Origin of the sequence: Mesorhizobium sp. M0768, assembly GCF_040320195.1 — a bacterium.
Classification (GTDB): Bacteria; Pseudomonadota; Alphaproteobacteria; order Rhizobiales; family Rhizobiaceae; genus Mesorhizobium.
In genome coordinates this window covers 36,582-50,522 of the sequence record NZ_JAMYPD010000017.1, presented here as the reverse complement: position 1 = coordinate 50,522, position 13,941 = coordinate 36,582, and the positions used below count along the sequence as shown (strand labels likewise).

Genomic DNA, 13,941 nt, shown 5'->3' with positions numbered 1-13,941 from the left:
CTGGCCATAGGCCCGACGAGGAGGAGAGCAAGCATGACAACGATGGAAAAAGGATCGAGGCGCGCCCTGCAGGTCGCCTTTCTGGCAGGCTCTTGCCTGTGCATGGCGGGTGCTGCCCAAGCGGCCGACCCGATGGTCAAGGCCTGCGCCAAGGACGGCCAGTTCATCATCGGCTTTTCGCAGGCGAACAATGCCGAGCCCTACCGCCAGCATGTCAATGACGAGCTGACCGCGGCGGTCAAGGATGTGCCGCAGTTCACGCTGCAGATCGCCGACGGCGCCGGCAACGTCAACACGCAGACCTCGCAGGTGGACAACTTCATAACCCAGAAAGTTGATCTGCTGTTGATCTCGCCCTTCGAGGCAGCACCCATAACCCCGGCGGTGAAGCGCGCGATGGATGCCGGCATTCCCGTCATCGAACTAGACCGCAAAACGGTAGGCGACCCCGGCAAGGACTACACCGCCTTCATCGGCGGCGACAATTACAAGATCGCGCTCGAAGCGGGCAAATACACCGCAAAGACCCTGCTCCCGGAAGGCGGCGAGGCGGCGGTGCTTGAAGGGCTGCCGAGTTCGACGCCAGCGGTGGAGCGGCTCAACGGCTTCAAGGACGGTGTGAAGGAGAATGCCAAAATCCAAGTGGTGGCCGAGCAGGCCGCCGACTGGGTGCCCGACAAAGCTCAGACCGCCTTTTCCGCCATGCTGCAAGCGCACCCGGACATCAAGGTGCTCTATGCCTCGAACGACATGATGGCGGCGGGTGCGCTGCTCGCAGCCAAGGGCGCGGGCAAGCAGGTCAAGATCATCGGCACTGATGGCCTGCCGGGTCCGGCCGGCGGCATCGAGGCCGTGGCCAAGGGCGACTGGGCGGCAACCTTCACCTACCCGACCGGCGCCAAGGAAGCGATCGAGATGTCGAAAAAGATCCTGCTTGAGTGTGCTTCGTCGGTGGAGCCGACGGTGACGGTGGACACGACCGCGATCACGCCGGAAAATGCCAAGCAGATGACGGGAAACTGAGGGCAGGGCCGACAGCAGAGTTGATACGACAAGGCCCGGGAGTGGGCCTTGTTGTTTTTGTGAGCGAGCCGGCGTGGTCGTCGTCGGTCAAAACTCCGGCTAGAAAAATCCCGGCGGTCGAAGGACGGCACGCAGTTGAGCGCGTAGGCGGCATCAGCCCGTCTCGCCGCGATTTCAGCTGGATCTTGCAAGCAGCCTTGCCACGGGCTCGTTTCCATTTGGTTGGCGCCAGGCACTCGCGGAAAGCGCGAAAAGCGCCTCTATTCCGGAATAAAGCGGTCACGCCGATGACCGCCACCGTCACCGCCGCCGCCCTCTCGAGAAAGACTTCGGCGCTCATGAGGATACCTCCGTCCGCAATCCGGTCGTCATCGCACGCACCGTGCTGCTGGCCTACGAGGTTTTTGTCCGGCTGTTGAAGCGCGACAGGCGGGTCGAGTTGATAGCGGAGCTCAACAAGGACGATATCGCTGCGGTCGAAGTCTCCGCATGGAGCCCAGTCTCGACCATCTCACGACGAGCTCTCTGAGCCAAAACCAAAGTCCAAGGTCGCACAGGTCTTCCGATATTCCTATCTCTGGCACTGGCACACGGGAGGGCGCGGAGAAGGCGACAAGGACCGGCCCCGCCTGGTGCTGGCGCTGGTCGGCCCCACAAAGCACGTGGACAATACAAGTCTAGCGTTTCGTCGGCGCCAGGTGTTGCTTGCTACCTCGCGGCTGGCCTACCGCAGGTCCAGCTGCAACAGCCCGCTATAATCCTCGGTCGCCAGGAAGAAGCCCTCGTCGATCGCCTTGGCTCTGAAAGCGGGATCGTCGCCGAGGTTGCGAAATTCCGGCTTCAATGTGCCTGATGCATCGAAGTAGCGATCTCGAAAGGTCGCCCGGTCAAGCCCGGCATAGTCTTTACCCTGACCTGCGACCGTGCAGGATTTCAGTTCGGTTTGGTCGGCAGCGTCCGCCGGGAAACTCTTCCTTGCGAAATCCATGGGACCGATGCCTGGAGCAATGCTGCGGGGGAATTGCGTGACGCACCGCTTCGTCGCGTCACCCGCAGCGATCGTCAGATCGAAATAGGGAGGCCTCAGCCCCTTGGTCGCGAGGTAGGCAAAGGCACGAATGCGATTGGCTGCCTTCAACGTATCAAGGTCGGTCGTCTCCAGAATGCCGCCATCGATGGTGAGCTTTCCCGACCCGCCAAGTGCGGCAATTTGCTTCTGCAGCCAGTCTGCGTCACGATCGATCCAGGTCAGGAAATCGAGTGGCATCGCTTGCGGCTCCTTCATCTGCGGGTTCATGGATTGAGCGAGGGCCGCCGCAGTGATGAGCATCGCCAGCCCGGCCAGCGCTGCCGTAGAGAGAGGGAAGTTACGCATGTCATGCCTCCGTCCTTCTGCGTTGCCGCGAATCAGTTGTAGTGGTTGCGCGGCTTGATACCGAGCATGTCGCGCAATTGGTTCTCCGTTATGTCGTCAGGCCGCGGCGTTCCGCCGACACCGACGGTCCGCGCTTCCTCGTCCATGGAGGTATGTGGCTTTCCATCAAGCCCGTTGTAGGTGGCTGGACCCATGCCGGAAATCTGTCCCGCCTGGATGTGGGAGGCGTGGATTTGCTCATGGGCGAGCACGATGCCGGGATCGGCCGGGTTTGTCGCGACCGTGCCGGTCGATTTGTCGAACTCGCTCGACGTGCGGATACGGGCTGCCGCCGGATCGTAAGAGATGACCGCTCCTCCCGGTGTCGTCGTCGGATCCTTCGTGTGATCGGCGAGATCGGTTCCGGTGCGGCCGGCCACGTTCTGGATCGTCACCGTTTCTGGGCTGTCGACAATCCTCTTGGTGAGTTCGCGCCCTGTATCCATCCCGGTACCGGGTACGAAGAAGTCCTTGACGTCGAGCCAGGCGCCGTGGAGCCAGCTTTGCGAAACCTCGCCGGTCTTGCTGTCGACTCGGGCAGTCGGGTCTGTGCGTTGGATATCCTCCTCAACTTGCCGCCGATAGGCGGCATCGCCGGCCACGATCTCCTTGAGACCTGTCGGGTCGATATAGGCCATCGGATTATTGTTGGCATATGCGAAGAGATTGCATGATGTGGGGTTGCCGGTGCAGCGCTCAGGATCGCCGACATACAGCGGGTCGGGTGAGACGAAGCGGCCAAGGGCCGGATCGTAGTAGCGGGCACCGAAGTAGTAGAGCCCGGTATCGTCGTCGAGATATTTGCCGGTGAACCGATGGTGGGTTTTTTCGCGCGGCAACTCGCCCGAAATGTCTGTCAAGTGATCGGCCCAGGCAGGAGCCAGTACTTCTGGCTTGTGCTCGGTTCCGTATGCCCGATAGAGCATTTGCTCGACCGGGGCGCCGCCCGAGGCGATCACATAGTCGCTGCTCTCGATATGATCCTTGAGGTAATAGAACCATTTACCGGTGCCGTGCTCGAGCCGCACCAACTTGGTCGAGGCAATGTTGACATAGCTCTCTTCGCCCTTTGGGCCGACCTCGAATGTCTCCACTGGATAGAGATAAAGCTGGTCTGGCTTCGATCCGTCCGGAGTAACGATCTTCTTGTATAGGCGTCGACCGGTCTGGTCGTAGCCGTAGAAGACGTCGTTGGTCGCGGTTTGCGCTCGGATGAGCCGGCCGTTGATGTCAAAGACAGTGCCGGTAAGGTTCGGCGACGTCGCCAGCTGGCCGAAGCCATCGAAACCATATGGCTTGGACGCGCTGCCGGTCGGAATGAGGCCGGTCGCGCTGGCTGCCGCCGGGACAATCCGTGCTCCGGGATCGAGCTCGTCATTGCGGGCGAAGGTGCCGGCAGGCGAATAGCCGAATTCGGCATGTTTGCCATAGCGATCGATACTCACGAGCTCGTTCTTGAAGTCATAGTGAAAGGTGCCGGAACGGTCGACATGGGTCGCGTCGCCGGCGCCACTGCCCAGCGCATCGACGATCTGTGTGATGGAGCCGTTCGAGTTGAAAGCCATGGTCAAGTCCTGCAGCGGAACGCCTCCCGCTTGCGAGACGATATGCGTCAGGAACAGCGTCGTCGGATCGTAGGTCATCTGCGTGAAGGCGCCGAGCCGGTAGTTGACGCGCTCGACCCGTCCTTCCGGATTGTACGTGATGTTCTCGATCACTTTCTGCGGGCCGGCGAAGTCCGGATGGGATACCGTCACGGAGCGGAGATTCTTGTCCGGTCCGAGCGCGAATTTCGACGTCAGGCCGCGTGGGCCGATCGATGAATCGATCCGGCCATCAAGCGTGTGATGGAAGCGATCGGCATACTTTGCGTGGTTGATCTCCACCTCGTTGGCGGTCATGCGGCCGTTCGCGTTGTAGGCGTAGCGTTCGGCCGCATCGAACAGGCCGTTGGGATCGTGGATGATGACCTCGGTTATTTTATCGAGCGGCAACGCGATCGGCACTTCGAACCCGGCCGCAGAGGCTATCTCGACGCCCCGGTCGTAGCGGTATTCGAGATGGAGGACACCGTCGTCAACCTCTGTGAGCTTGCGGTTAAGGAAGTCGTAGGTGGACGTCTGCACGGAAGCTTCGCCGTTCACGCCGACGCGCGCGATCGCTGATTGCCGCCCGCGCGCGTCGTAGAAGGTGTACCGGTCGCCCATTCCGGGGATCGACTGGAATTCGATGTCGCCGACCGAATTGTAGATCAACCGTCGAGGCGCAGTTTCGCCCGGCAGCCAAATCTCGCTCAAATAGCCGAAGGAATCGCGCACGAAGCGGGAAATTTGCATCACGCCGTCGCCATTGGCGGCGATGAAGCCGGTCACCCCGTTCTCGTTGCTGAGCGAATATTCCTCGCTCCGCACCGTACCATCGAACTGATCAGCATAGGTCGTTATTGTGTGCGTGCCCCAAGGCCCGAAGGTCATCTCGGAAACCTTGCCCGACGGGTAAGACTCACGCACCATGCGGCCCGTTGCGTCGTAGGTATATGTGTTGCCGATTTCGTGATCCGGACGCGGAACGTCGCCCAGCTCGAAGACCTTCTGCAGGTTCAGATCGTCGATACCGCCGAAGCTCCTGACGACGAATGGGGTCCAGCGGAAGACCAGTTTCTCGTTGCGATTGTAGAGTGCGAAGTTGCGGACCCGCACGCCCCCCTCGGCAACGCTTTCCAGGTCGGCGATCTGGTTGCCGCGGGCGTTGTAGGCGGCGAGCTCGGCAATGAATTCGCTTTCGCTTTCCGGAGTTTGGGCAGCGCTTGCGTAACGGCGCTTCGATGTCAAGATCAGTGAGGGCAGGCCGCTCTCGCCGATCTTGTAGCTGTAGAATTTCTCCGCACCGTCGGCTGCCACCTCATGGATCCTACGGCCGAGCGCGTCATAGTCGTTGGTGACGACCATGCCGAGGGGAGTCGTCATCGTTCGCACAGCTCCGGCCCGTGGCCCGTCGTAGGTCATTGACGTGATCTGGTTGAGCTCAGGCGCACCACCCGCCATCTTGGTGTGGCTCATCGGCAAGGTGCCGGTCTCTTCGTAGAGAACGGCCTCTGTCTGCCCAAGGTCGTCCGACAGCGCGGTGGTGTTGCCAAAGACGTCATAGCCCATTCTCTTGGTGAGGGTGCGGGTGGCGTTGCGGAACTGCTCGAGCGACGCCGGCAAGTTGCTGAGGCCGGAAAAGACTTCGAGTGTCCGGGTGCCCATGCGACCGCCCGCGTCGGCTAGATAGGTGAAGCTTTCACGGCTGAGCAGTCGCGTTCCGGTTAGGATACGGCGCTCGGATGCGGCGTTGACAATGCTGAGCGCGGCGAGATCGGCACGCGACTGCGCATACCCGGTCTGGGTGGTGCGGCTAAAGCCCTGAATGGTCAAATCCGCGGGTCCCGGGATATCGCGAACCTGCACAGTTTCCGAGGCGGGCATATTGAATTCGTCGAAATCGGCATACGTCTGGACCTTCACCGGGTCCTTACATTCGGGATCGGCCGGGTCCTGCTGTTCGGCGTCGCCGGCGGAACCGGTCAGCGTCTCCTTGACCTTTCTGAGATAGGACGAGCCGTCGCCACGCGAAAACGTCTCCCACACCGACGACTCGCACTTCAACATCATCCCGGTCGTCGGCAGCTTCTGGGTGCGCGTGGCGGTCGACAGCGAGTGCAGCGCCGCCGCCGACGGATCGAGCGTCTCGGTCGTCTCCGCGCTCGCGACGAGCGTCGCCTCGGGCTTCACTTCATAGGTCTTGCGGATCTTCAGTTTGCCGGCGAGGTTCAGGTCAGCCGCCGTTTCCGCGAAGGTGTAATACTGTTCGCGATCGAGGCTTGAGCGCTGCGTGATCCGCTGGCCGGCCGCGTTCTCGTCGCCGTACGCGATCCTCTCGACGTCCGAGAAGCCGATAAAACGGCGATTGATCACATCGTAAAATGGATTGTGGTAGAAATATTCGTCCGTCTGCACTTGGGCGCGAACCTGGCCGGGTATGCCCTGCGACGTGACGAGTTGCTTGGCAACGACAACGGGAAAATGCAGGTTGCGCGTCGGCTGGCCGTTGGCGCGGTCGCGCAGCATCTCGTCGATCGAAGTCGCATAGCGAATGTCGTGCCGGCGGCCGGAATCGAAGTCGACGACCGTGAGCAGGTTGGCCTTGACCAACTGCACCGTGTCGGTGCGATTGAAGTCAATCACGACGACGGGCTTCACCTCGTCGCCGGACGGCTTCTGGAACACGATGATTTCGCTCTGGCCGTCGCCGTCGATGTCTGCGACGCGCGAAGCGAAGGTCTGCGTCGACGCGCCAAGTTGAACCCGCAGATTGAGCGCGATGCTGAGCGGATCCTTCAGGTAGGTCCCGTCGCCGAAGCCGAGCCAGACGCGCATCTGGTCAGTGCGCTCGCCCATCGACGCGAAATCGATGATGCCGTCGCCGTTGGCGTCGATGTACCACATTGTGGCGAGGTTATCGCCGGGCTGCATGCCGCCAATCTTCGAGAAGCTGCCGTGACCGCAGACCGGATCGTTGATCGCGGCGTCGCCAAACAGCAGCGCATTCGGGTCCTTCGAGAACATGTTGCCCTGGTTCTCATAGAGGCAGAAGCCCTGGTCAGCCGGGCGGATGACGACGAGATCGGGCAGCCGGTCGCCATTGATGTCGACCATCCGCACATTGTTGCGGCCGAGTATCTGGCCGTCCTGACTGTTGAATGGGAACGCTTTGGTAAGCGCTCCGAAATTGACGTTGTAACCCCCATCGGCCTGCCGCCGGGTGAGATTGAGAAATATCCGCCATTCCGTGCGGCCATCAGCATTGAGGCGCGTCGTGACGATGTCGGACAGGCTGTCCATATTAACGTCGGCGAAGCGGCCGTTGCCGCCCGCGAATGTCGTTGGCGAGACGCCGGGCAGCGGGATCGAGCGGCCGAGATAAGGGAAGGTCCCGTCGGCCTTGCCGTCATAGACGTGCATCAGCCCGTCTTCGATTTCGACGATATCGACGAAGCTGTCGCCCAGGATGTCGGCAAAAGCGAAGCGATTGTCGGTGAGCCGGGGGGCGATCTGGCGCATTAGTCCAGCCTCGGTCGGACGCGACAGCACGAGTTGGCTGGTGTCGCCGAAGGCGCTGTTCAGGTCGCCGCTTCCGAGATGCACCGTCGCGCCGTCATCCTTGGTCTGCACGATGTCGACCAGTGCATCCATGTTGAGGTCGGCCAATTCGAAATTCTGCGGCGGGATGTCGCCGGCGAACGCCATTTTCGGCGCTTCGAACACGACGGGGCGCGACGCCAGTTCGGCGCTTGTCCACGACGAATAGCCGAAATGGATGTCCGGGAACTTCAGCGTCGATTGCGCCAGCGCCTCGCCGCCGGTGTCACCATACCGGTAGAGCACGCGCAGCTGGTCGAGCACATTGACCGACTTCGCGTCGATGAGCGGCGTGAGGTCGGCCTGAGCCTTCGCCAGGCAGTCCGGATGCGCCCGGACGACGAACTTCGACGTGTCACTGGTATCACGGCCGACATATCCCATGCACCATTGGGCGTAGACGGTGTCTTTGAACTTGGCCGTCACCTTGCCGTAGAGCCGGGCGTTCTCCTGTTTGCTGCCATTGGTGTGGCTTACGAGCGTCGATTGCGTCTCGATCAGCTCGAACTGATAGCTGCTCTGACCGCCGGCGAAGCTGGCCTTTGTCAGGTAGCTGCGTCCACCGAAACGCTGGTACTCGTAGCGGATGGCTTCGCGGTTGGCATTGAGCTGCAGCACCAGGGGCCATTTCGTGACATAGGGCGCGGCTACATCGAAATTGCCCTCTGCCACGGAGGAATCGCCGCTGAAGATCAGCCGTGTTCCGTTGGCGTTGATCACCTCGAAACCGGAGGAGATGGTGTCGGTGTGTAGGCCGCCCGTCAGGTCGAGCGAAAGGACGTCGAACGCGCCAGTGTGGTAGAGGATCTTGACGAAATCCTCGGCATATTCGGGCTTGTACTCCCAGACGCCGTTCTGGTTGCCGAGGAAGATGAGCCGCGCGCCCATATACGACAGGCGGGAGAAGAAATCGCCGCCTGGCTTGGTGCCGGGCACGGCCGTGCCGAGATCGTCATTGACGGCGATCGCCTGGGTATTGAACTGCCAGCCGATACCGAGCCCGTTGCCGGTATCGCCCGCGAACTGGCTGTAGGTGAGGCTCAGTTGCGGCCCGAACTGGCCGCGCGTCGGCAGGGTGGGTAGCGGCACGGTGAAGTTCGCCGATCCCGTATTGTTGTTCAGCGTGAAGCTGCCTTCCTCCTGCGTGACAGTGCCGCCCGCAGCGGGCAACTGCACAATCGACGTCGCAGATTTGTCTTCGGCGCGGGCCGGTGAGCCGAGTACTGCGGCGCCAGCGGCCAGGGCTGCGAGGGCGGTAAGGGTCTTTATGAACATGGGACTACCTCTCCGGATGCAGGCACTACTGATGAATTTGCGGACCCACGATGATGAGCTGTAAGCAGTTCGGGCGCGGACAGATGACCGAGGGCTGGACGGCGATCGCGTCGTGCAAGTGAATGTTTCCATCGAAGATGCGCCACGGCTCGCGGTTGCAGGCTTCGGCGACTTGAGGGAGGAGCGGCTGCGGGAAGGAGCAGACCGGATTGTTGCCCAGATAGGTCTTTCCGATCACCGGATGGACGCTAGCGAAGTTCTCGATCCGATTGCCTCTCAGATCGACGACTGACAGCGCCGGAAGCGAGCCGAGCGGCAGCGCATCGAAGACCCGGTTGTTGCGCAGATCGATATCCGACAACGCCGGCATGTTCGATAGATTGCCGACATTGGTGATCTGGTTGTCGTTCAGGTAGATGTATTTGAGCCCGCTCGATCCGAAGCGCGGGATCGCGGATAGCCGGTTGGTGGCGAGGTTCAGTTTCTGAAGTCCTGTCAGCGAAGCGATCGGCGACGCGTCGGTGATCACATTGTCGAAGAGGTTAAGTTCGCCCAGCGCCCGGAAATGGACCACGGGGTTGACGGCGATGATCGATTTCTTGTTCAGAGTCAGGCTGGTCAGTGACTGCGCCCAGTTCTGCGCTGCACTGCAATCTGCGCTGTCGACGTGGTCGGCCTGCATGCGGCTGTCGAGCGCCGCCATGAAGCCGCGGGCGTCGCCGAGCGCAATAGAATCGAACCGGTAGACGATGCAGTATTCAGCGAAGCTGGCGTATTGCAGCGGCAGATTGCGCATGCCGGCATCCTCGAGCAGCGGCAGGTCCGCCAACGGCGTCACGGATTGTACGTGTGTGTTCGAGAAATAGAGCTTTGTCAGCTTGTTGAGCATCCCGATGCCGATCAGGTTCGACAGGGGATTGCCGTCGATGTTCAGTTGTTCGAGGCGGCGCAGCTGGAGGATGCCCTGGATCGAGGGGATCTGGTTGTTGCGGATCCAAAGCTTCGTCAGCCCCGGTACCGCCGACAGCGCCGAGACGTCGGACAATTGGTTGTCGGACAGGTCGATGGAGGTCAGATTTCCCATCACTGGGAAGAGCGAGACGCTGGTCAACCCGCGGTTCTTCGCATCGGCGAACTGGCGCGAACTGAGATCGTCATAGGCTCTGCCGCAAACAGTCTTGCCCGAGATCGATAGCAGCGCGTTCACTTCCGCGGTTTGCGCGGGCGTTAGAAAGTCGGTCTGGTTCCGCATCATGCATGCCGACAGGAAGTCGCTCGCCTGCACGGGATTGTCGGAAAGATCGAGACTGATCAGGCCCGACAGCGCTGCCAGCGGTCTGACATTGGCGATCGAATTCTTCGACAGGTTGAGTGTGCCGAGATTGGTCAGGCCGGCAAGCGGCGAGACGTCCGTGATGGCATTGTTGGACAGGTTGAGCGAGGTGAGTTGCGGTAAGGTGGCGAGCGGACGCAGATCGCTGACGATCTTCGACGACAAATCGAGTGCGGTGGTCGCCAGCAGCTTGTTGCCGACCACCAAGCACGTCCCGCCACCCTCCAGTTCGACCATGGCTCGTATGGTTTGCCCAAGCGGGGTCGCCGCGTCGCGGTGCAGCACGCACAGGTCAACGAAGCTCTGCCCGCCATTCGCCACGATTGGATTGCCGCTGAGATTGATGGCCAGCGTCGAGGGGAAGCTGCCGAGATTGGCGAAGGTCTCGATCTTGTTGTTGGCGAGGTTGAGACTGGTCAGGCCGCCGAGCGCGCTGAGCGGATCGAGCATGTCGCCCGTGAGGCCATTGTTGGCGATGGACAGGATCGAGAGCGCCTGCAGGAATTGCAGCGGCTCAAGGCTGGCGATCTTGTTGTCGTCGAGTGTGAGGTTCGTCAGCAACGCCAGCGCCGACAGCGCGCGGATGTCGGTGATGTCGTTGTCGGAGACGTCGGCCCGCGTCAGCGCGATCAGTGGCGCCAGGGCGTTGATGTTGCTGACGTGATTGCCGGAAATATCAAGAAAGGTCAGTGTCTTGAGCTTGGCCAGCGGCCCGAGTTCGGCGATCGAGTTGTTGCCGGCGATCGACAGGCTGGTGAGGTTCGTCAGCACCGCAATCGGCTCGAGTGATTGCACGCCCTTGCCGCTCAGGTTCAGCGTCGTGATCGATTCCAGGAAGGTCTGTGCGGTGGCGCAGGCGGCCGGGTTGCCGAGCGCGGAGACTCCGCCGGGCGTTGAATCGAGCACCGCCATCACGGTCGCCGTTTCAGCCGGCGTGCGGTCGCCCTTGATGCACCATTTCGCGAAGGTGGTCGGCTTGTTGACCAGCGGCGCGCCCGAGAGGCACGTGATGGTGTGGATCTTGCCGGCGAAGAACGGCGTGGGGTCGGCGTTCAGCGCCTGGTCGAGATTGAGCTTCAACTCGGTGACCAGCGGTGCGCAGGATGGAATGTAGAGCCGGTCGGAAAATGTCGTTGCGCCGAAGTCTGAGGGAAATTGCAAGTAGTAGATGAGGCCGCTGCCATTATCATACGCGAACACCTTTATTGGGTATGTCTCGCCCGAGGGGCACAGCAGCGGATTGGCGGCCGGATCCGCGGCGACGATCGCGCTGTCGACGGCGGTCAACACCTCCGAGGGAACCGTCGCGAAGCCAAGTCCGCGGATCACTGCTTCCTCGTCCGCCTGGTCCTTGCAGCGGATGCGGTAGCCGCGCCCGTCGGAGATAAGCAACGGATAATGCAGCCGGTTCGCCTCCAGCGCCGGATCCTCGAACAGCACAACCTTCGGCTCGTCCGCGCGGGCCGGGCCGGCGGCGGCGGCCACGAGCATGACCAGAACAAGGAGCAGCGATTGGCCGATGCGGTTCATCTGGTTTCTCCTTTCGAGGCTCAGGCTGATCGATGCGGCTCAATCAGCCCGAACCAATGGCAGCGCTACATCTCGTCCGCGGTCTTGATGGTCCAAAAGCTCGACGGCTCGCGATCGCAAGTGAACTGAAGGGCCGGGATGTTGTTCAAGTTGCTAACCCCGCCGGCAATGATCAGGCACTTGCCTGTCTGGACGTTTTCCGCCTGAACTCCGTCGCGCGTCTCGACAAGGTTCCAACGACGCGAAGGATCGCTGTCACAGTTGAACTGCAAGGCCGGGATGTTGTCTTCGGTACTGACTCCGCCGGCAATCGTCAGGCACTTGCTTGTCCGGACGTTGGCCACCTGGAAGCCATCGCCCGTCTCGACCAGCCTCCAGCGCTGCCATTGACTGCCGTCGCAGTCGAATTGCACCGTCGGTGCATTGTTGTCGGTTCGTCCTTCCGCGACCGAAAGGCACCTTTCGGTTTGCCGGTTCACCAGCAACACTTCCGGGTCGGCCGCCCGGATGCTCCAGAACCGCGACGGATCGCGGTCGCAGTTGAATTGGAGGGCAGGGACGTTGTCATCGGTGCTCACCCCGCCGGCAATGGTCAGGCATTTGCTCGTCTGCATGTTTTCAGCCTGGAAGCCGTCGCCGGTTGCGGTCAGCTTCCAGCGCCGCGACGGATCTCGGTCGCAGTCGAATTGAAGGGCCGGGATGTTGTTGTCGGTGCTGACACCGCCGGCAATCGTCAGGCATTTTCCGGTCCGCACGTTCTGTAACTGAAAACCGTCATTCGTCTCGACCAGCTTCCAGCGGCGCCACTGGTCGCCGTCGCAGTTGAACTGTACGGCCGGCGCGTTGTTGTCGAGGCGCCCCTCGGAAACTGCCAGGCATTTGCCGGTCTGCATGTTTGCCAGCACCACGTCTCCCTCCTTGATCGCCGTGATGCAGGCTTCGAAAATTTTCCCGGTGGCCGCGGTCGATTGCTCCGGTCGACTGATGCAGACCGGATTGCCGTCCAGCGAAGGCTTGAATGGCAGGATGGCGCTGACGGACTGCACCGTGGCCAGACGGTTCGCGCGCAGGTTAAGAGAGGTGAGTTCGGTAAGGCCCATCAAGGCGCGCGCATCCGTGACGCGGTTTTTCGACAGGTCGAGCGCCGTGAGCTCTTGCAGAAACCGCAACGGCGACACGTCGGCGATCTTGTTGCTGGCCAGAACCAGTCGCGTCAGCGCCCGCGCCGAGGCGAGCGGCCGCAGGTCGGCGATCTGGTTGGAACTGAGGTCGGCGTCGGCCAAATCCTTCATCACGCCAGTCACGTTGATGTTGCTGATCCTGTTTCGCGACAGATCGAGAAAGGTAAGCTTGGTCAGCTTTTCCAGATCGCGCGTGTCGGCTATTTCATTGCCGGACAAGGTCAGGCGCGTCAGATGGGTAAGTGTCGCCAGCGGCTCGAGATTTGTCAGCCGTCGCCCGGCAAGGTCGAGCGTCGTGCTCGACGCGAGAAAGTCCTGCGCGCTTGCGCACGCCGCCGGATTGCCCAACGCGGAGGCACCGCCGGGTGTCAGCTCGAGCAGCTCCTCGACCGTCGTCTGCTGGGCAGGATCAAGGTCGTTCTTGATGCACCAACTGGCAAAGGTCGTCGGCCGTCCGACAAGCGGCGGGCCCGCCAGGCATGCGATGGTATGGACCTTTCCGGCAAAGAAAGGGGTGGGGTCGGCCTCGATCGCCTGATTGAGGTTGAGCTTTAACCCTTCGACCAACGGCGCGCAGCCGGGAATGTAGAGTTGGTCGGAAAAGGATGTTGACCCGAAATCGGTCGGGAACTGCAGGTAGTAGACGAGCCCGCTGCCGCTATCATGCGCAAAGACCTTGATCGGGTAGTGCTCGTCGGATGGGCACAACAGCGGATTGGCGGCTGGGTCGGCCGCGATGACCGCATTGTCGACGGCGCTCAGCATTTGCGACGGGACGGTTACTAAGCCCAGTCCGCGGATCACTGCTTCCTCGGCCGCCTGAACACTGCAGCGAATGCGGTAGCCGCGTCCTTCGGAGATGAGCAGGGGATAGTGCAAGCGAGTGGCGTTCAGCGTCGGGTCCTCCAACAGAACGAGCTTCGGTTCCTCGGCTCGGGCCCGACCGGCGCCGATCACCGCAAGCAGCGCCAGCAGGAGCAGCGATCGGGCTATGCGGGTCATCTG

Annotated in this window: 5 protein-coding genes; 1 reads left to right on the top strand and 4 read right to left on the bottom strand. The window is 61.6% G+C overall.

The annotated features are described in order from the left end of the window. The first annotated feature begins 33 nt into the window (after positions 1–33). Complete coding sequence (locus tag NKI08_RS20900; protein ID WP_352470518.1) at positions 34–1,023, top strand: substrate-binding domain-containing protein; 990 nt, start codon at positions 34–36, stop codon at positions 1,021–1,023. 724 nt (positions 1,024–1,747) lie between these two features. Here NKI08_RS20900 and NKI08_RS20895 read toward each other — a convergent pair. From NKI08_RS20895 to NKI08_RS20880, 4 genes are all read right to left on the bottom strand, one after another. After that, positions 1,748–2,398 (bottom strand): hypothetical protein, encoded by a 651-nt coding sequence (locus NKI08_RS20895; protein WP_352502906.1) that lies wholly within the window; start codon positions 2,396–2,398, stop codon positions 1,748–1,750. Between the two features lie 32 nt (positions 2,399–2,430). Next, entirely contained in the window at positions 2,431–8,892 is a 6,462-nt protein-coding gene (locus NKI08_RS20890; protein ID WP_352771867.1) for an RHS repeat-associated core domain-containing protein, read from the bottom strand. 25 nt (positions 8,893–8,917) lie between these two features. After that, positions 8,918–11,755 carry a leucine-rich repeat domain-containing protein gene (locus NKI08_RS20885; RefSeq protein WP_352540059.1) on the bottom strand — a complete coding sequence of 946 codons (2,838 nt, stop codon included), beginning with the start codon at positions 11,753–11,755 and terminating at the stop codon, positions 8,918–8,920. A 65-nt stretch (positions 11,756–11,820) separates the two neighbouring features. After that, positions 11,821–13,938, bottom strand: a complete 2,118-nt coding sequence (locus tag NKI08_RS20880) for an RICIN domain-containing protein (protein ID WP_352771865.1) — start codon at positions 13,936–13,938, stop codon at positions 11,821–11,823. Positions 13,939–13,941 lie beyond the last annotated feature (3 nt).

Coding starts and splice junctions, on each gene's coding strand:
- NKI08_RS20885 (WP_352540059.1), bottom strand. CDS start 11,755: ATGAACCGCATCGGCCAATCGCTGCTCCTTGTTCTGGTCATGCTCGTG.
- NKI08_RS20900 (WP_352470518.1), top strand. CDS start 34: ATGACAACGATGGAAAAAGGATCGAGGCGCGCCCTGCAGGTCGCCTTT.
- NKI08_RS20880 (WP_352771865.1), bottom strand. CDS start 13,938: ATGACCCGCATAGCCCGATCGCTGCTCCTGCTGGCGCTGCTTGCGGTG.
- NKI08_RS20895 (WP_352502906.1), bottom strand. CDS start 2,398: ATGCGTAACTTCCCTCTCTCTACGGCAGCGCTGGCCGGGCTGGCGATG.
- NKI08_RS20890 (WP_352771867.1), bottom strand. CDS start 8,892: ATGTTCATAAAGACCCTTACCGCCCTCGCAGCCCTGGCCGCTGGCGCC.